Source organism: Belliella buryatensis, from assembly GCF_900188245.1.
In the GTDB taxonomy this organism is placed as follows: Bacteria; Bacteroidota; Bacteroidia; order Cytophagales; family Cyclobacteriaceae; genus Belliella; species Belliella buryatensis.
In genome coordinates, this window is sequence record NZ_FZOK01000001.1 from 29,077 (window position 1) to 48,979 (window position 19,903).

Annotated in this window: 14 protein-coding genes; 3 read left to right on the top strand and 11 right to left on the bottom strand. The window is 40.4% G+C overall.

What is annotated here, in order from left to right:
- Positions 1-179: 179 nt before the first annotated feature.
- The 11 genes from CHB66_RS00110 to CHB66_RS00160 all read right to left on the bottom strand — a co-directional run bounded on the left by CHB66_RS00110 (position 180) and on the right by CHB66_RS00160 (position 16,918).
- Positions 180-467, bottom strand: coding sequence for a DUF1330 domain-containing protein (locus CHB66_RS00110; protein WP_076501037.1), 288 nt, complete (start codon positions 465-467; stop codon positions 180-182).
- 104 nt (positions 468-571) lie between these two features.
- Complete coding sequence (locus CHB66_RS00115) at positions 572-1,954, bottom strand: pectate lyase family protein (protein WP_089236747.1); 1,383 nt, start codon at positions 1,952-1,954, stop codon at positions 572-574.
- A gap of 249 nt (positions 1,955-2,203) precedes the next feature.
- Positions 2,204-3,673, bottom strand: a complete 1,470-nt coding sequence (locus CHB66_RS00120; protein ID WP_089236749.1) for a pectate lyase — start codon at positions 3,671-3,673, stop codon at positions 2,204-2,206.
- Between the two features lie 91 nt (positions 3,674-3,764).
- Positions 3,765-5,417, bottom strand: coding sequence for a DUF4957 domain-containing protein (locus tag CHB66_RS00125; RefSeq protein ID WP_089236751.1), 1,653 nt, complete (start codon positions 5,415-5,417; stop codon positions 3,765-3,767).
- Positions 5,418-5,438: 21 nt separating this feature from the next.
- Positions 5,439-7,196, bottom strand: a complete 1,758-nt coding sequence (locus CHB66_RS00130; RefSeq protein WP_089236753.1) for a RagB/SusD family nutrient uptake outer membrane protein — start codon at positions 7,194-7,196, stop codon at positions 5,439-5,441.
- A gap of 23 nt (positions 7,197-7,219) precedes the next feature.
- Positions 7,220-10,414: a SusC/RagA family TonB-linked outer membrane protein gene (locus CHB66_RS00135; protein ID WP_245812627.1), complete on the bottom strand. Its 3,195-nt coding sequence runs from the start codon at positions 10,412-10,414 to the stop codon at positions 7,220-7,222.
- 429 nt (positions 10,415-10,843) lie between these two features.
- Positions 10,844-11,590 carry a rhamnogalacturonan acetylesterase gene (locus tag CHB66_RS00140; protein WP_089237403.1) on the bottom strand — a complete coding sequence of 249 codons (747 nt, stop codon included), beginning with the start codon at positions 11,588-11,590 and terminating at the stop codon, positions 10,844-10,846.
- Between the two features lies 1 nt (position 11,591).
- The gene (locus CHB66_RS00145; protein ID WP_089237405.1) at positions 11,592-13,286 is read right to left on the bottom strand and encodes a glycoside hydrolase family 28 protein; all 1,695 of its coding nucleotides are present in this window, start codon (positions 13,284-13,286) and stop codon (positions 11,592-11,594) included.
- Positions 13,287-13,379: 93 nt separating this feature from the next.
- A complete protein-coding gene (locus CHB66_RS00150) occupies positions 13,380-14,375 on the bottom strand; it encodes a pectinesterase family protein (protein WP_394335267.1) in 996 nt (331 codons plus the stop codon).
- Between the two features lie 5 nt (positions 14,376-14,380).
- Positions 14,381-15,577, bottom strand: coding sequence for a glycoside hydrolase family 88/105 protein (locus CHB66_RS00155; protein WP_089236759.1), 1,197 nt, complete (start codon positions 15,575-15,577; stop codon positions 14,381-14,383).
- A gap of 96 nt (positions 15,578-15,673) precedes the next feature.
- Positions 15,674-16,918: a DUF4861 domain-containing protein gene (locus CHB66_RS00160; protein ID WP_089236761.1), complete on the bottom strand. Its 1,245-nt coding sequence runs from the start codon at positions 16,916-16,918 to the stop codon at positions 15,674-15,676.
- A 305-nt stretch (positions 16,919-17,223) separates the two neighbouring features.
- Here CHB66_RS00160 and kduI point away from each other — a divergent pair, with 305 nt between their 5' ends.
- Genes kduI through CHB66_RS00175 form a run of 3 tightly spaced genes read left to right on the top strand, consistent with a single transcriptional unit; the run spans position 17,224 to position 19,880 of the window.
- Positions 17,224-18,063 (top strand): 5-dehydro-4-deoxy-D-glucuronate isomerase, encoded by an 840-nt coding sequence (gene kduI, locus CHB66_RS00165; protein ID WP_089236763.1) that lies wholly within the window; start codon positions 17,224-17,226, stop codon positions 18,061-18,063.
- Entirely contained in the window at positions 18,063-18,845 is a 783-nt protein-coding gene (locus CHB66_RS00170) for a gluconate 5-dehydrogenase (protein WP_089236765.1), read from the top strand. The genes kduI and CHB66_RS00170 overlap by 1 nt, the downstream gene beginning before the upstream one ends.
- Before the next feature lie 9 nt (positions 18,846-18,854).
- Positions 18,855-19,880: a LacI family DNA-binding transcriptional regulator gene (locus CHB66_RS00175; RefSeq protein WP_089236767.1), complete on the top strand. Its 1,026-nt coding sequence runs from the start codon at positions 18,855-18,857 to the stop codon at positions 19,878-19,880.
- The last annotated feature ends 23 nt before the right edge of the window (positions 19,881-19,903 follow it).

The following is a 19,903-nucleotide window of genomic DNA, read 5'->3' on the forward strand; positions in this document are numbered from 1 at the left end:
ACTAGCTTGAAAATTTCGAGTTTTGAAATTTTCAGGAATACGGAAATCAAGGTAGATCATTGAATAAGCTTGCACCTGCTTAAAAGAAAACACTTTATAAACGAGGTATTCTTCAAGATTTAAAGAATTTATTCTCCTGTTGGCATTTTTCATCATGCCCTATCTGGTGATAAGCACTTCTATACACTCTCCACTACGAGCATCTTACCATGGGAAGCTTGATGCCGGATTTTTTTGGCAATTGTATATTGCTCTGAAGACCACCATTCTTTGGCTCTAGCTACGGAAGGAAACTCCAAAACCACAAAACGCTGAGGGTTCCAGTCGCCTTCTAAGGACTCTGTCTGAGCTCCTCTGACTACAAAACGACCTCCAAAAGCCTCAACTGCTGGTAAACTTAGTTTTTTGTACTCCTCGTACATTTCAGGATCATGAATTTCTACTTCTACTACTACAAGTGCTGGCATGAGAATTTTAGATTTATGAATTAAGATTTTAAAATGAAGATAGTTCAGTATGAATAAGATTACAAATCCTGTTCATCTAGTTTAGAAATTGCATATTTCAAAAATTAATCCCTACCTAAAATTACTCCTTTTGGATATAAATGATTCACTAGACTATTGAGGTAAATTTCCAAATTGGTGTATTTTGGGTGCAAGTCATTGGCATTGGCATCCTCTGGCTCTCTTGGATCCAAACCATTTTCTACTTCCCAAAGATCTGGGATTCCGTCTTGATCAGAATCTACCAAGCTTTCACCTTTATTCAAGATAGGCCAGGCTCCTACTTCTGTCTGAGAATCAATGATGCCATTTTTATTTCTTCCAAATTCACTTTCTCCAGTCCTTGCCTCTTGAGTAAGCCTTTGATCGACTTGATCTCTCGACAGACTAGCTCCAGCAAAAGTCAATACAGATTCAAATGCCTCCTCTGAAGTCTCTTGAAACTCCAAAACACTAGGATAAGGACTCTTGACCAAAACTTTGCCAGCTGATACGCCATGAACTCCTAGTGAATTATCGGCTGAAACTTCCTTGCTTCCAGCCACTATATTTCCCTGAATAAAGAAAGTACCAAACGGCTTATATGGCTCAATGATCCTTGTCTGGTTAGACTGTGTAGCTGGTCCTGGCTTGTAATAATTATTTACGATGTTATGCATTCCGAGCTCTCCAGCATAAGAACTGTTGCTTTTCCAGTTGTAGATGACATTGTTCCTGAAATCTACAATTTCCAGATCAGGCTGCTTATGATATCTTGAGCCATTGAATCTGGGTAATCTGCTGTTGTGATTGGAGATCAAGTTATGGTGAAATGATGCTTTCATACCACCCCAAATACCTCCATAGCCGTGGTCACCTTTGGCATGAACTGATCTATTGAGACTTTCTGATATGATAGACCATTGTAGGGTGAAGTTTTCGTTATCATAAAATGACCCACATTCGTCTGTCGCCCAACTGAGAGAACAATGGTCAATAATGATATTCTTATTTCGTGTCGCACTCATGGCATCATCTTCTACTTCATACAGGTCTCCTAGTCTACTTCTGATAAAGCGAATGATGACATTGTCTGCTTTTATTTTGAGGGGATAGTTTTGTAGCGTAATCCCATCACCAGGTGCAGATTGACCGGCTATGGTCAGGTCTCCATTGTTGATGTCCAATTCAGATTTCAATTCAATATTACCTGCTACTGCAAATACAATCGTCCGTGGTCCATGCTTTCTAATCGCCTCTCTCAAAGAACCCGGCCCATCATCGGCTAAGGAAGATACTATGAAAACATCTCCTCCACGTCCTCCAGTAGTATATTTGCCAAATCCATCCGCTCCTGGAAAAGCTAAAACTTGTTCAAAATCAAGCGCAGCAGCTGCCTTATCCAGAACTTGTGCTTTACAAGCAGTTGATATGATAATCAAAAATAAAAGTGTGATGTAACGATTCATAGAGGTTGGACAATTGACTTAAAATTATAAGGTTTGGATTGTAGATCTTAGATCTTAGATTGTAGTCCCAAGGGACCGGGGAGATTTTGGATTGTTGCCCTTTAGGGGTCGGAGCGATTGTAGATTGGGTATGTTGCTAAATGCACTGATTCTTAGTGAGATCCTTTTTTTCTTTCTCCTTTGCTTCCTAGGCACCTCCTAACCCTTAGCAAACACACCTTTAACCTAATTAACTCAATCAACTAATAACTAATTCCCTTCATCCTTCCCATACTGTTTTTCTGTGATTGCTTTGACAAGGCTATTGATATACACTTCTATGTTATCATAAGCTGTACTTAGATTTCTTTCTTTGGCATCATCCTTATTAGGGTCTAAGCCATTGGCTTTTTCCCATTCATCGGGCATGCCATCACCATCTGTGTCCAAGGGTGCAGGTAGACTTGACAACATCGGCCAGCCTCCTACATCATCCTGACTATCTATCAGGCCATTGGTACTGCCACGTGATCCTTCGGCAGTGTAGTTACCTTGCTTGACATCTGCTAGTATCCTGATATCTACCGCATCTCTGTGATGGCTAGCTCCACCATAAGCCAATATTTTTTCAAGCGCTTCTTCCGCACTGTGATTGAAGCTCAAGTTGCCAAATGGTAATGGATTATCCAATTTTAGATTGTTTTTATCTGCCACTGTGCCTTGCTTTGCCACGACTCCGAGCCAATTGTCATTGGTGATATTGGCATTGCCATGAAATACATTGCCCGCAACATAAAACTTCCCATAACCGAAAATAGGGGCACTATTAGAGGCTTGCTTATAAGCATTGAGAAACATGTTTTTGTTTTTGGTTGCAGGTCCTGGCTTGTAGTAGTTATTGACCAAATTGAAAGTCCCTGCTTCTCCTCCATAAGAAGCATCTGTTCCCCAATTGTAGATTACATTATTTCTGAAGTCAACTACGCCACGTAGGTCTTCAGGCCTATTATTGTTATTATAAACACCTGGATGGTCAAATCTAGGGTTTCTGTTGTCATGATGTGCTAGGAGGTTGTGGTGAAAGCTGGCATTTTTCCCTCCCCATATACCGCCGTAGCCATGTAAACCCTTTTCATGAATCGAATTGGTCAGGCTTTCCGAAAGGATGCACCATTGCATGGTGAAGTTTTCATTGCCATAAAAAGAAGCTGCCTCATCCGTGGACCAGGACATGGAGCAGTGGTCGATGATGATATTTTTCTTGTACCTTCCTTCCATAGCATCTGCTTCAGCACCGCCTTTGTCTCCAAGTCGGAATCTTAAAAACCGAATGATGACATTATCTGCATTTACAATCAAGGATTGATTTTTCAAAGTAATGCCATCTCCTGGGGCAGTTTGTCCAGCGATGGTGACATTGCCATTACTGATGGCAATAGGACTTCCTAGTTCTATATAACCTGACACTTCAAATATGATAATTCTCGGCCCGGGAGTAATGATGGCTTGCCTCAAGGAACCTGGCCCACTGTCATTGAGATTAGTTACTTTGATCACCCTTCCTCCCCTGCCACCGGTTGTTTTATTTCCAAATCCCTCAGCTCCTGGGAATGCAAAGGCCTCTTCTTGGATTGGATCAAAGACATGGATAGGTTCTTCTTCTATAGGATCGATTTCCTCTCTTTCTGAGCAGGAAAAGGAAATTAAAAAGAAGAAAATGGGTATCAATAATTTTTTCATTTTTTGTCTTTCAAACAAGTAAGGCTATGGAACAACAGGCTAGCTGCTGTCCCATAGCCAGGGGTTTGTAATTTAACTCAATTTTATTTCCTTAGAAAGCCCATCTAGGGTCTCCGATTGGTCCACCAGTAGTACCTGCAGTTCTCAGAGGAGAGTTGGCTGGCAAAGTCAGATTCGTGGTTCTAGAATTCCAACCTAGATCCACATTGAGTAGATTAGAGGTCTGTACGTAAGTCTGCAAGGTGGCATCAGCTGGATCAGCACCGCCTGTGGTCAAATTGAAGAGATTCGAGTGGCTCAAGACAATCTGCGAACTTGAATTGGCTCTGATCAATCTGCCTCCTACTGTCTGATCTTCGTAAGGCATATTGGTGATGATAGAGTTGGTCATTGAGAATTCTATCGCATTATTATTTGCATCTAGCAAATTGTCGTTTCTATTTCGTGACCCAAACCCATTCAAGGTAACTCTATCGACAGTTATTTTAGGTGTAAACGGCATGGTCAAATTTGTGGCCCAGCCTATAAAGCCTCTACTACCAATGGATGCAAAGGTTGAATTGGTGATTTGGATCTCTCTAAACTCCAATTTATCCAAATGAAATATATGATAGTTGTCCACGTTATGATTTCTCAAAATCGAGCTTGATACTTTGATTAAGTTCATTTTGTGCTCGTTATTACCAGCTCTATTGGCTCGCATAAAGGAAGTAGCTACATTTTCTACAATACAATTGTCAACAATAATATCTGTAAAGGTAGCAGCACCTCCAGCAAAATTCAGGAAATATGCGCCACTTCCTGGCCCTCCATCGAAAGTAATTCCATTGACAGTAAGGCCAGCTCCTGATTCAGTGAAGGTAAATTCTCTGAAAAGCACCTTGGTATCAGTAGGGTCACCTGAAACAGACTGAAGCGTAATTGTTTTGCCAATAATTCTTAAGTTAGCCCACTCTCCAGAGTTATCTCTGATTTCATAAGTTCCAGGTTCCAACCCGATCACAGCACCATCCTCAGCGCCTTCTACAATTTCTCTGAAATTACTTGATGGAGTCAAGATGATGTCAAAAATACTTTCTTCTTTCATCACAAAAGAAGTAGTTCCTTTGGTTCTAGTACCTTCAAAGATCTCAGCTGTGTACTGCATCAATGGAGTTAAACCTTCTAGAATTTTCTGTGCTTCACCTCGCTCAGCATCTGAAATCATGAACTCGGTGGTATTTTCTAAAGCATCCGTGACTACAATTCGAGTGGGATTAGAAGTAGGTCTCCATCTCAAAAGGACTGTAGATGAGCCTATTTCATTATCGAAAGTCGGAAGGAAGATCTGCTCACCAGTAATTCTGAAAGACTGCATGGTTCTCTGCCATTCAGAATCTGTGGCGGAGGAAACTCCTAGTGCCCTCACTCTCGCGAAATAATCTACGTTGATCTCTAAGTCATCATCAGTGATAACCAATCTAGTTGCCACTGTTTCTCGTTCCAATACGACACTAGAAAACAGGGAGTCTTCAGATACTTGAATTCTATAATTCACTTCTCCTGGATCGGTGAAGAGAGCCTCTGGCCATGTCAGTGTCACGGCAGTCTCTCCATTTGCTCCTGTAATTCTAACAGGTCTAAAGCGCTTCATGTCATCAGGCACTTCATAATTTGGCTCTACTTCTGCACAGGCACTGAACAAAGCACCCATGACCAATAAGTAAGCCAGGTACTTGAGTATATTTTTGATTTTATAGTCCATGATATTGGTTTTTGGGCTTAATTAATAACCATATTCTTGCTTCAAATTCGGATTCGCATCCAAAATTGAGGTGTGCAAAGGAAGCAATTCGCTCTTACCTGGGGTAAAACCTACAGCGTAGAAGGTGAGAATGGTAGTATTGATTCCATTACCAACCCAAGCCACAGAAGCAGAACCTGCAGGTGCAGGAGTAGGTTGAGGCTGATAGAAGGAGTTCAACCATCTCAATTGGTTCACTCCAGGCTCGAAGTACATTGTGGTAGGAAGATTTGCATATTGGCCTGATCTTGCTACCATAGCAGCTAGATTAGCCTTGGTTTCATTCAGTTTAGTTTCCAAAAGATTCCATCTGAGTAAATCATATTTCCTAATTCCTTCACCAGAAAATTCAAAAGCTCTCTCTTGAACTATTGCTTCAAAGAAATCTTGGTATGTCGTAGGTGTAGGGCCTATCAAAGAAGCATCACCTCCAAAGCCTCTAGTTCTAACTTGTTCATAAGCTTGAATAGCAGCAGGTGTAGGACCGTTGTTGATTTCATTTTCTGCCTCAGCAAACATCAACAATACATCAGAATACCTGATCATTGGCCAGTTGATACCGAAGTACTGTGCATTGGAATTGATCACTACTGGGTTGGTCATCCAGTCTCTTCTGAATTTGCCATCCACCATGGTTTGGAGCGTTCTCGCTACGATGGTGAAGTCCTGATTGATATTATAAGGTGCCGCAGAAACATCCCTTCTTTGGTCATTTTCATCAAACGAATAGAAGAAAGTAGGAAGAATAGTCAAAGCTGAATTCCCAAGGTTATTCCATCTTGGACCATTATAATAACCCAGCTTGGAATCACCTAAAGCACTTCCTCCGCCAGTCATTGCTAGTTCCCAAAGAATCTCTTGATTTGGTTCTCTTCTTCTTGCTAATAGGCCTTCCTTAAATACCGCTTCAAAAGAAGGGTTCAAATTATGTGAACCACTATTGATTACGGCCAAAGCTTCATCTCTTGCAATCTGATAGAACTGTATATGATTGGCACCTCTTCGCATCTGTCTGTCTAATCTCAAAGAGTAGCCTCCTCTAAAAAGAGCAATTCTAGCCCTTAAAGCTCTAGCAGCTCCTTGCGTGATTCTTTCATTGGTAGATCCTGACGTAGCCCAAGGAAGTAATTCAGCTGCTTGACCAAGATCTTCTATGATTCTATCATAGATAATATCCCGGTCTGTCCTTCCAAGAAAAAGATCCTCTTGAGTACTTGAAGGCTCAAACTGAGCAGGAATATCTCCCCAGTTTCTGATCAATTCAAAATAAAACTGAGCTCTCAAGGTAAGCGCTTCTCCATGCAATCTTCTCAGCTCTCTTTTCTCAAACTCAGTACCATTGATATACATGGCCATTTTAGGAATCTCTGTAATACAGATATTGGCTCTCTCTATACCTTGATAAAGTTGATTGAATGGTCTAAATAATTGAGTATTTGAAGGCTGCACATTGTAATGAGCGATATCTCTTCTTTCGTTGTCTGGAAAAGGATTACCACCTTGCCCCATCATGATATCATCATCTAGCGGATAATACATACTAAGACGGATTCCATAACCATTATCACCACCAAGTGCTGCATACACACCTGTCAAAGCAATAGTGGCATTGGTGACATTACTAAATACGTAGTCTGGTCCAAAGGAAGAAACTGGAGCTACTTCTAAGTAGTCTTCACAGGAAGTCAATGTTCCAAGTGAAAGTACCAAAGCTAAGGTTAATCTATATATTCTATTCATTATAAATCTTTTTTTAATGGATATTAGAATGTGATATTGACACCTGCAATGAATGTTCTGGCTCTTGGGTAGGCCGAATAGTCTACACCTGGAGTCATTGGTGTTCTTCTTCTTGTGTTTACTTCAGGGTCATAACCTGTATAATTTGTGAATATCGCCAAGTTGTTACCAGTTGCGTAGAACCTTACTCTTTGGATTTTATACTGTTGGAGTAATTTATTAGGTAAGGTATATCCTAGTGTAACATTGTTGATCCTTAAGAAGGAACCGTCTTCAATTGCCCAAGAGTGCATATAAAATGAAGAGGCAGTCGTCAATGGTGTCCATATTTTAGCATCTGCATTAAGAGCAGCCAATTCTGTAGGGTCTGTCACGACTTGACCAGCTGAGTTCACATTGGTAAATCTATCATTCATGATCGCAAGCAAATTTGAATTTGGAGTGTATCCTGAAGAGAACTCAAGCTTATTGGCATTTAAGATATCATTACCCAAGACAAAGTTCATGAAGATGCTCGCATCGAAGTTTTTGTAAGTAAACTGCTGATTCAATCCACCAAAGAACTTTGGAGTTGCATTACCAATAGCTGTTCTGTCATTGTCATCTACAACTCCATCTCCATTCAAATCTTTAAACTTTAGACTACCTGGCCTAGGTGCAATAGATGTAATTCCTCTATTATCAGCCACTCCATCTCTTAAAATATACTGGCCACCTACAAAATCAAAATCAGAAATCTGATAGAATCCATCCGTAACTAGACCCCACATGGTACCTACAGGCTTTCCAACTTGAATCGCATAATCGAATGGCACATTGCCACCTGCCCAGCCTGAAGGAACTAAGAACTGAGATTGCTCACCGAGGTTTTCTACCCTGTTGATATTATGGGAAATATTGAAGCTTGCTGTCCAATTGAAATTTCTTTTATTGACCACTGCGCCGGATAGTTGAATTTCCACACCTCTATTTGATGTTTCTCCTACATTTTGGATTTGTACTGTGTATCCAGATGTAGAAGGAACAGGTACTTCCACTAAGAGATTTCTGGTGTTATTGATGTAAGCATCTATAGAAAACTGTATTCTTCCACCCAAGAATCCTGCATCCAAACCTATATTTTTGGCTATGGTTGTTTCCCATATCAAGTTTTCATTAGCAAGAGAAAGTGGTGAAAAACCTACCTCAACTTGATTATTGAACCCATAGAAAGCATTTGGCCCAAACTGGGTCAAGTACAAGAAATTATCAATTCTATTATTTCCAGACTCTCCGTAGGAAGCTCTAATTTTCAAATCAGAAATTGTATTAGATACCCCAGCCATAAATGATTCATCAGAAATTCTGTAGGCTCCTGATAGAGAAGGGAAATAACCCCATTTTCTACCTGGGGCAAATTTGGAAGAACCATCTGCTCGCATAGTAGCCGCAAATAAGAATTTGTCTCCATAGGCATAATTTACCCTGCCAAAAAAGGAAACAAGCCTTGACTCTTGTACATTGGAGGTAGGGATCTGAGGTGTACCGAGAGCCAAGTTGCCAAGTGCTCTTTCAGCAGTGATTCCAATTGGAAAGAATCTTGACTCCAAGTAGTCTATGCGAAATTCTTCCTCAAAGATCTCATGACCAAGTAGCAGGTCAATTTTGTTTTTCTCAGTGAATGCCGTCTTCATTTTGGCTGTGCTGAAAGTGAAGACATTGGAATTGTTCAGAATTCTTCTTTCATTTCTTCTGATGGAAGCGATCGGCTGACCTGAGCCTACTTGTCTTGCTGGGCCAGTGATGGTATCATTGAAAGCATAATCTTTGATATCTGAAAAATCTACACCTACGGTAGTCCTAAATGAAAAATGTTCATTGAATTTATAATTGACACTTCCATTGAAGTTTGTCACGCTTTGCTTACGCTGTCTGTATTCAGCATCTGTCAATAAGATTGGGTTGATTAATGCCAATGAATTTGCATTGGTCTCATCTGCATAATCTGGATCAAAAGCAGTAACATCACTTCCATTCATTAAAATTGGTCTGTATTTTACTGCATGTCGAAGTCTATTAGTAGCAGAAGATCCCTCTGAAGCCGTACCAGCACCATTTACAGTGGTACTATTGTGGCGGACATTGAAACCTACAGAAAGTTTATCATTGACTTTATGATCAAACTTAAAGTTGATTAATTTTCTATCAAAATCTGAAGCTAACATGACCCCCTCCTCAGTATTGGAAGTGACAGATAGGTTATACTTAGTAGCTACTGTACCACCTGCAACACTCAAGTTATGTGTCTGCATAATGGCATTTCTACCAAAGATTTCATCTTGCCAGTCTACAAAAGGAACTTGTCTGTAATTTTCTATATCACCGAAGTTCCCATAGGTGTTGAGGAAGTTGTTTCTTTCTTGCTCAGAGCCTCTAGATCTTTCGTGCTGATACCTTACAAATTCATAAGGATTCATTACATCTAGTTTTCTGGCCAATTGCTTGACACCGCCGAAGCCATTGTAAGAAACTGTTGTTTTCATTTCGGTACCGCCTTTGGTAGTGATGATCACTACCCCATTGGCGCCTCTAGCTCCATAGATTGCTGTTGCAGAGGCATCTTTGAGTACATCTATAGACTCAATATCCTGAGGAGACAAAACAGAGAGGGCATTTTCTACCTGTACTCCATCTACCACAAAAAGTGGTGAATTATCTTGAGTGATAGAACCGCCTCCACGAACTCTGATTTGTACTTCTGCATTTGGTGAACCTTCTGATCCAGTCACTTGCACCCCAGCTAAACGACCCGCAAGTGCTTCCGCCGCTGAATTGATTGGAATATCTGCCAATTGCTTAGCGTTGACTGAGGATACTGAGCTAGTCAAGTCCCTTCGTTCAATAGAAGCATAACCGACCACCACGTACTCATCTAATTGCGCAATATCTTCTTTTAGCGTGATATCTATCACAGATTGATTACCAATCTGGACTTCCCTAGACACCATTCCAATAAAGGAGAAAATCAAAGTTGCATTGGACGGAACTTCGATTGAGTATTTACCATTGATATCAGCTGCTACGCCGATACTAGTACCTTTGACAAGTACAGATGCGCCAGGGATTGGTTCTCCGGATTCGTCAGTCACCGTTCCCCTCACCACAGATCCTTGTGCCAATACCGTAGCTACCATAAATATCGATAGTATGGCTACAAGGAACAATTTCCGGTATGACACCAGATTTTTCAGAGTAATGTTCATTTCAATAAGATATAGGGTTAATTGTTAGATTTGATTCTTTGGTATTTTGTCCATTTCCGAGTGATCGGTAGGTCAAGGAATAAAGCTATCCGCTATGAATGGAGAAAGGTAAATAAAAAGCTGATTTCATCTGTATTTTTAGGGTTTATTGTTACTAATATTGACTGCCTTTAAAGCAAATATTATACATCATTTGCGCAATCGATTGCATATTAAGAATAAATATTTTTTACCACAAGATATTTTTAAAAAAATATTACTTAACGGTATTAAAAACATGTATAGCAACTATTTAGCTCACAAAATTTGGAAAAAGAATCCAGTATTATAAATTTTTATTACGTCTAAAAAATATTTTATGCGCAATCGTTAGCATTAATAAAGAGCCTTTACAAAGACTCTTTATTAATTTTTGAAAAATTTGGCTAGTTCAGGGAGTTTGAGCTTCATTTCCTCTACCACTAAATCACAAATTCTAAAAGCTCCAGTTGGCGAAAAGTGTGTGTTATCTACAATACCTTCTGGAAATCTATCGTATTGACCAGGTGCTACATGCATAAAGAGCTCCTTAGACTTTTCCTCTCCCCAATCCATAATCAGGGATCTACTTTTTGCATTCAAATCCAAAAGTGTCACTCCAAGCATTGCTGCTACTTCTTTGACTTTTTCTGTATAGCTGAGGTGCGTATCTTTCAAGGCTCCCTGCTCATCAAAACTTCTTCGTGAGAGTGGTGTAGCCAGTATTGGAATTGCACCTTTGGCGCTAGCTTCCTCCACATACCTGATCAAATTTTGCTTGTAGTCTTCAGGTGAGGCATAGCGATTAGGGTCGTCTATCTTCTGATCATTGTGTCCAAATTGGATGATCACATAATCCCCTCGCTTCAACTCTGCCATGACAACATCCCATCTCCCCTCGGCACGGAAATTTCTGGTACTTCTACCATTGATAGCATGATTAAACACTTCTATTCCAGGCTTGAAATATAGAGGAAAAATCTGCCCCCAGCCCTTCTCCGGGTTTCCTGGTGCATAAGACTTATCTGCCATGGTAGAATCTCCAATCATAAAGATCCGGATAGGGACTTCTTTGACGCTATCAAAAGCGCAAAGCAATCCTCCTAGTAAAAGGAGTGCAGCTAACACTTTCATATTATTTGATTTTAATGATCTCGCCATTCACCTCTGAGGAAATTTTCAAATCAGCTTGCTGCTTAATAGACTCTTTACCAATATGAATAGATTCAGAGAGTTCTCCCATCACCGAAATGGCAGGACTATTTGTCACTGTATATTGCAAATTGGAAATGTCAATTCGCTTGCTATTGTAAAATGTCAGTGCAGCCCCTTGGCTAGGAATGACCGTCACATTACTCAGTATCAACCCATCCGTATCCACAGCAATGATACCCTTCTCAGCTTGTAGGACTGCATTTTCAAGGCTTACATTCTGAAGATTCATCTCTGGCAATCCTTGGAAATTTGCTGCTACACCACTTCCTGTTGCAGTGATGTTTTTCATATAGATATTTCTAAATGCTGGTGTGCGTTCATCTACTTGTACAAGCGCTTCATTTCTAGCCTCCCGTTCAGCACTTTGATCTGATTCTAACACGGGCGAATTCCCTCCATAGAATAAATTAAAATTGATCACATCTGTGGGAATATTGACCATATCAATATCTGAGATGTAGATATTTTCTACTACACCACCTCGACCTCTGGTACTTTTGAATCGTAATCCTACATCTGTACCCATAAAAGTACACTGAGAAATATGTACATTTCTCACTCCGCCTGACATCTCGCTACCGATCACAAAGCCTCCGTGACCATGATAGACGATGTTATTCTTTACGACCACATTTTCTGTGGGCATACCTCTATCTCTTCCATCTTGATCCTTGCCAGATTTGAAGCAGATCGCATCGTCACCCACATCGAAGATGTTATTGTAAATCAATACATTCTTACAAGATTCAAGGTCCAAGCCATCTCCGTTCTGAGAATACCATGGATTTCTTACATTGAGGTTGCGGATGATAATATCCTCACTCATCAGCGGATGGATATTCCATGCTGGAGAGTTTTGAAAAGTAGGCCCATCGAGTAAGATACGCTTGCTGTTTTTGATACTCACTAGTACCGGACGAAGAAAATCTTTCACCGACTCCAACTCACTTGGTTCAATCAGATCAGGAACATTGAAATTAGAGCTCGATTGGAAACCCTTGAGTGAAGACTCGGAAGGAAACCACATATCACCTTTTTCATTGAGTAGGCCTCCAGTTGCCAAGAGACTCTTCCATTGGGTACCTGTCATTTTGCTTTTCTTCACAGGTCTCCAGGCATCGCCATTCCCGTCAATAGTGCCTGGACCTGAAATGGCAATATTTTCTACACCATCCGCGTATATAGGAGAAATACACCTGATCGTATTCAACCCTTCAAAACTTGTCTCAACCAAAGGGTAATCATCAAAATCTTTACTAAACTGAATCAAAGCTCCTGCTTCTAGATGTAAATTGACATTACTCTTGAAAATGATAGGCCCAGTCAACCACATTCCCCGAGGTACGACGATCGTCCCACCTCCATGCTCTGAGACTTTATCCATCGCTTGAGCAAAAGCAGTAGTGTTTTTTGTAATCCCATCAGACACTGCCCCAAAATCCTTGATATTTACTGCAAAGTCGGGAAAGCTTGCTTCCTTTACTTTGGGCATTTCAAATTCTACATTATCGTAGATGCTATTGCTGTCGATGAGTCCAGAAGCGATTTCCTGCGATCCCACAGGTGCTGTACAACTTACCATTACAATCAACACAGCAAGCAAGAGGTTTTGCATTTTATTCATAGGGTTTATTGGTTGAGTTTCAATTTGAATTTATCAGCTAATGTATTGATCACTTCTACTTTGCAAGTAAGGCTTCGACAAGTGTTAATTTTTATGGTGTGCAGAAGGCCAAAGCTTATTGGCTAAGTTGACACCAGGAGTCCAACCGTCATTTCCTGCGAGGATTACTGCTATAGAAAAAGCAGCAATTTCATTTTGATTTAATTGCTTCGACCATGCAACTCTAGCTGATGAATCAGCACCTGGCCCCGAAGAGTTGAACTCTCCATAGTAGGCAGTCGACTCAGCCTCTGGTTTATTCCAGTTGTGCCAACCTTCTGGTCTAATATGGGCACCCATTTCGGTATTGATGAAAACTGTCTTGGCATGAACCCTCCACGGTCTTCCAAGGTAAACCTTGCGCTCGGGCGCGTCACCAGTTAGCCGACAATTGATAAACACAAAACCATGCGCCACATCTTCAAGAGTAGAAGCAGCTGTGATGTATTGACCTCCCTCCTTGGAGTAGATTTCACAATCCTCAAATACTGCCGTAGACCAGCCAAATATAAAATCCGTAGTCCCTTCGATGTAGCAACTCTTATAATATTGCCTGCTCCTTTCTCCATGAGCATAGAGCGTATCTTGAAATCCTAAAAATCTACAGTGCTGAAAATATGCCCTGTCTCCAGTGACTCTGATGGCTACTGCTTGCCCAACTGGCCCAGCAGTGTTCTGAAATGTGAGATTCTTTGCTGTAAAATCATCTCCGAAAACAAAAAAACTACTTGATCCTGTCGTACCCATCTCTTCCCCAAAACGGTTGTGTTTTGATGCATAATCATCGAATGTCAAAATGGTGTTCAAAGCATCTTCTCCTATCAAGATGACTTTGGTCTTTGTGGTAGGAAGTAAAATTTTTTCTTTGTAAACACCTGATTTGACAAAGATTACTGTCGGTAAATCTCTGAAATCCGGAACAGCCATGATAGCCTCTTGAACTGTCAAGAAGTCTGTCGATCCATCCTGAGAGACCACAAAGTCATATTGCTTAGCAGATACAGTTTGCCAATAGACCAAAATCGCTATGGTGAGAATCAGTTGTTTCACTTTTCCATATTTTCATAGATCAAAGCAGCCAAGATAAATGGCCCAACCCCTTTGGGATCGTTATCTCTGATGACTTCATTGACATAATATTCATAAGACCCATCTCGGTAAGGATTGCCACCCAAGCCAGCCACTCCACAAATCTGTGTAAGAGAAACTCCTCCATCTTCATCTTCCCTAATGAATTCCTTCAATATGCCTTTATAGGCTTTGATGCCAGCATTGCGAAACTCTTCATTCAAATAGCCCTTTTGAGCACCTTTGAGTAAGAAATAAGCAAACATGCTCGTCGCTGAAGCTTCTAGATAATTCCCTGCTCGATCACCTTGATCTATGACTTGATACCAAGTACCCGAATCATGTTGATACTTGACGATCCCTTGGGCAAGTTTCTGAACAATGGCGAGTACTTCTGTCCTCTTCGGATGATCTTGCGGTAAATAATCTAACACATCCACCAGAGCCATTCCAAACCAACCAATACTTCTCCCCCAGTAATTGGAGGATAGGCCTGTTTCGGGATCAGCCCAGCGCTCAGATTTACTTTCATCATAAGCATGGTGATAGAGCCCTGTTTCAGTACTGTAAGCATATTTGTCCATGACCAAGATTTGGTTGACTACATCATCAAAAAGTGCGGGCTCATCAAAAGTTGCCGCATACTGTGCGAGAAATGGCGAACCCATGTACAGGCCATCAAGCCACATCTGATGGGGATACACCTTTTTGTGCCAAAAGCCACCTTCAGAGTTTCGAGGGTGCTCCCTCATCTGATCTCTGAGCTCTTCTATCGCGAGGCGAAGTTTTTCTTCCTTAGTCTCTTTGTAGACATCTATCAAAAATTTACCTCCATTGATCCTATCTATGTTATAGTCTGATTTTTTGTAGGTGAGAATTTGTCCCTGATCATCGATCATGAAGTCTATGAAATTCCTGATATAATCATCATACTGCTGATCACCTGTCTCCTTCCAAACCCTATGCATAGCCATCATTACTAGCCCATGGGTATATTCCCATTTGGGTTTTTGATTGAAATCCAAAGTCCAGCCTTCTGGATTTCTTTTGATTTCGGAGGAAGCCATCCAAGCAGCATATTTTTGATCAGTATTCGAATCTGTATTCGATTGTGCTTGACAAGCCGATAATGTGCTTAGGACAAGCAAGTATAAAAAGATGTTCCGTGTTTTCATTTTGGGTTTTTAAATCAAGTTAGAATTTTGGGTCCGCACTTAGTGCCTCCCTATCCTTCCAAATCCTACGAGCAATAAGAATAAGTAATAGATTGATTATTTTTTGATTTCGACGATTATTGGGTTTGACAATTCATCGGTAATTCTCTCTAAGTAAGCGACAAATTCCTCTTTGGTCTGGATTCCGTCGGGTTCCAATTCCCATGCAGCAGCAAAATAGTATTTGACTTCTCGATCCATAGGCCTTAGTACTACGACATGGGAATATTCATCTTCTGTTATGCTTATTTTTTGATCATTTCTGAAGAATATAACGATCCCCAAGTTATCATCATTCAAGCTTTGTTTGCCGTATGTAGCGAGGTAGCCAAATTCCTTATCTTCTGCCCCTAATAGCAGCTCTGCCTTATTGTCTTTGATCAAGCCTGTAGCGAAATTTGGGATCGATGCAGAGCTTAGGAGATGCTGCATTGACAATCTTGTCCCTGCATGTATGCTCAGGCTGGAAGTCAAAGTAGTTTTACCACTTTGAAGATTCCATCCATGATACTTTGTCAAAATTGAGGAATAAATCACCCCATTATTAGTAATGGCAGCATAGAGACTATCTGTCTCGTCTACTCTTCTAGCTACATTATTTTCAAAAGTTGCAATGGATCCGACACCCAAAGATTTGGCAACTTTCAGAACATCCATGCCCCAATCTTGGAGTTCGTGATAGGAGTCAAATCCATCTTGACCTACAAACTGAAGGATAGGATCTTTGACTGTCTTACCAAATACATCCACGCCATTCCTCCAATCTAAATAAAACCTATACCCAACTTGATCTGATTCCCATCCTGGACCCTCATAGCGGATATACCAAGAATGGTCCGTATGCTCAGCGGGAACGTGAAGTTCTTCAACATTCTCAAACTCCCCTCCAATGTACTTTCTATTTTCAAAGTATCCTCCTACCTTATGTGACAACTCAGCTTGAGTTCTTTTTGGATAAAATCTCGCCTCTACCCTATTTGGATCATAGGTGACTTGGATTTGGATTTTTTCCTTCGCTCGAATTTGAGGGATCAAAATGGCTAAACCTCTTTCCGATCCTATGTTCACATATTGAGAAACTAGCTCTACATTACCCATAAATGCCGTAAATCCGTTGGGGTTGATCAATTCAAGTCGATCTTCTAATTCTGCTTGATTGATCCAAATCAATTGATCAGCTCTATCTTGATCGATAGGGTTGATCAGAGTCAATTCCACAAAACCTTCAAAAGCCTGCTCAGTAGATTGAGAACAGGCCGACATCAAGAGACATAGGTAGCACAGGATAGATAATTTCTTCATAAGGGATTATTTTATAGATGTCGCTCCGTAGAGAATTTCTATATTTATTGCACAAGTATTGCACAGAATCAGTGCAATATCTGTACTTTTGAGCAATCGATTGCATATTTAAAAAGGTTTATTGAAAATAAAAACAAAACAATCGATTATTTTTGTAAAAAGAGTCTAAAAATTGATTTTGAAGCTTTTAAAAAAATAAAATTTCGAAAAAAGCAAATCGAATCCTTACCAATATTTTTGATTTAAAATTTGACAAATTGAAATTTATTGTACTATATTGCGCAAACGATTACACATTGAAAATTATGCACACATTTATAACAACAAGATACTCAAACCATCCCGAAGACGTCAAAAACTATGACACCAGTAAGCTTAGGGATCATTTTCTAATCGAATCACTTTTCATCAAAGACCAAATTAACGGTGTTTACACTCTAAACGATAGATTGATTGTAGGAGGTATTAACCCTGTCAGTAAGGCAATCGCACTTGAATCAGTTGACCAGCTGAAAGCAAGGTATTTTTTGGAAAGAAGAGAGATTGGGGTCATCAATGTGGGCGCTCCTACCACTATTGAAGTAGATGGAATACCCTATCAAATCAGCCACAAAGAAGCCTTATATATTGGCCAAGGAGCTCAGGAAGTGCTATTTCATCCTGCTCAATCGGGAGAAACCTACTTGTACTTTAATTCAGCACCTGCTCACAAGCATTTTCCAACGAAGAAAGTTGGGATAGATGATGCGGAAGTTGTAACCTTGGGCTCCTTAGAAAATTCTAATCATCGTACAATTTACAAACTGCTTGTGAATTCTGTGGTACCGACATGCCAACTGCAAATGGGTATGACAGAACTAAAACCTGGCTCTGTATGGAATACCATGCCAGCACACACCCATGATAGAAGAATGGAGGCCTACTTTTATTTTGGCTTAGCAGCAGATCAGGCAGTGTGCCACTACATGGGACAAGCAGAAGAGACGAGACATATTTGGATGAAAAATCATCAAGCAGTCATCTCACCACCTTGGTCTATCCATAGTGGAGCGGGTACATCTAATTATACATTTATCTGGGGTATGGCAGGTGAAAACCTAGACTATGGAGACATGGACACCATCGCCCCAACAGCATTGAAATAATGAAAAACCTATTTGACCTCAGTGGAAAAGTTGCCTTAGTCACCGGAGCGACGCATGGATTGGGAATGGCCATGGCTAAGGCATTGGCTCATCATGGAGCCACGCTCGTAATCAACGGCCACACCCCGTCCAAGATGGAAGCTGCCTTAAAAAATTATCTAGCCGAAGGCATTCAAGCACATGGTTACTTATTTGATGTCACCAACGCTACCAAAGTAAACGAATCCATAGTCCAAATCGAAGCTGAAGTTGGCTCAATAGATATATTAGTCAATAATGCGGGTATGATCATGCGCGTACCAGCTTTAGAGATGGATCCTGAGGATTTTCGTAAGGTTATTGATGTAGATTTGATTTCGCCATTTGTCCTATCTCAGGCAGTGGGCAAATCCATGGTCAAAAGAGGTGGTGGTAAAATCATCAACATTTGCTCGATGATGAGCGAACTTGGGAGAGACACAGTAAGTGCCTATGCAGCAGCAAAAGGAGGCTTAAAAATGCTTACAAAAAACCTTGCCACAGAATGGGCTAAGTACAATATTCAAGTAAATGGAATCGGTCCGGGATATTTTGCCACTGAGCAAACTGCACCAATTCGTGTAGATGGTCACCCTTTTAATGATTGGATTGTGAGCCGTACTCCTGCTGGCAAGTGGGGAGACCCTGAAGATTTGGCGGGTGCAATTGTATTCCTTTCCAGCAAGGCAAGTGACTTTGTCAATGGGCAAATCCTCTACGTCGATGGAGGGATTCTTGCCACAATTGGTAAGCCTAAAGATTAAAATTAAATTATGAAAAAAGGAAAGGCAACTATTCATGATATAGCTGAGAAACTCAATATCACAGCTTCTACAGTTTCTAGAGCGCTCAATGATAACCCAAGGATATCTGAGAATACCAAGAAGCAAGTATTAAAAATGGCCAAGCAGCTGAATTATCAGCCAAATCACATTGCTTCTGCTTTGCGAAGTGGAAAAAGCAAACTTATCGGAGTATTGGTTCCTACTGCAAATAGAAATTTTTTCTCTTCAGTTGTGAGAGGTATTGAAGACATTGCCAATGAACTGGATTATAAAGTCATCATTTCTCAGTCTTATGAAGATCCAGAAAAAGAAATTCAAACAGTCGATGCACTACTCAATGCTAGGGTAGATGGGATCATAGCTTCAATTGGTAAAAACACAGAGAATTTCGACCATTTCAAAAAAATTCTTGAAAAAGGCATTCCATTGGTGCTATTTGACCGAATCACCAATGAACTTGAGGTAAGTCAGGTGGTTATTGATGATTACTATGGGGCTTACGAGACAACCAAGCATCTGATTGAACAGGGATGCAGAAGAATAGCCCATTTTACTTCTCCTAAGAAAATTAATATTTATAGAGAGCGATTGAGAGGCTATGAAGATGCCATAAGAGATGCAAATATCCCCTTTGATCCTGAATTGATAGAAGAATCAGATATGCAGTTAGAAGACGGGAGATCTTCTATGGAAAACATCATCAATAAAGGAATTGAATTTGATGCTGTGTTTTCTTCTTCCGACTATGCAGTAATGGGCGCACTTCAAGTATTGAGAGAGCACAAAATCAGTGTTCCAAACCAAGTAAAGCTTGCAGGATTTGGTAACGAACCATTCACATCCTTTACAGCACCCCCAATCACGACTGTAGATCAAAAAAGTATCCCCATGGGGAGAGTTACCGCAGAGACTTTCTTTGAACTATTAAAATCAGAAGATAAAAAATCTGCGACTCATAAAACTGTTCTGAAACCTGAGTTGATCATCAGAGAATCTTCCCTCAAAACAAATTAAAACCTATCTAACCTGCTATTAAA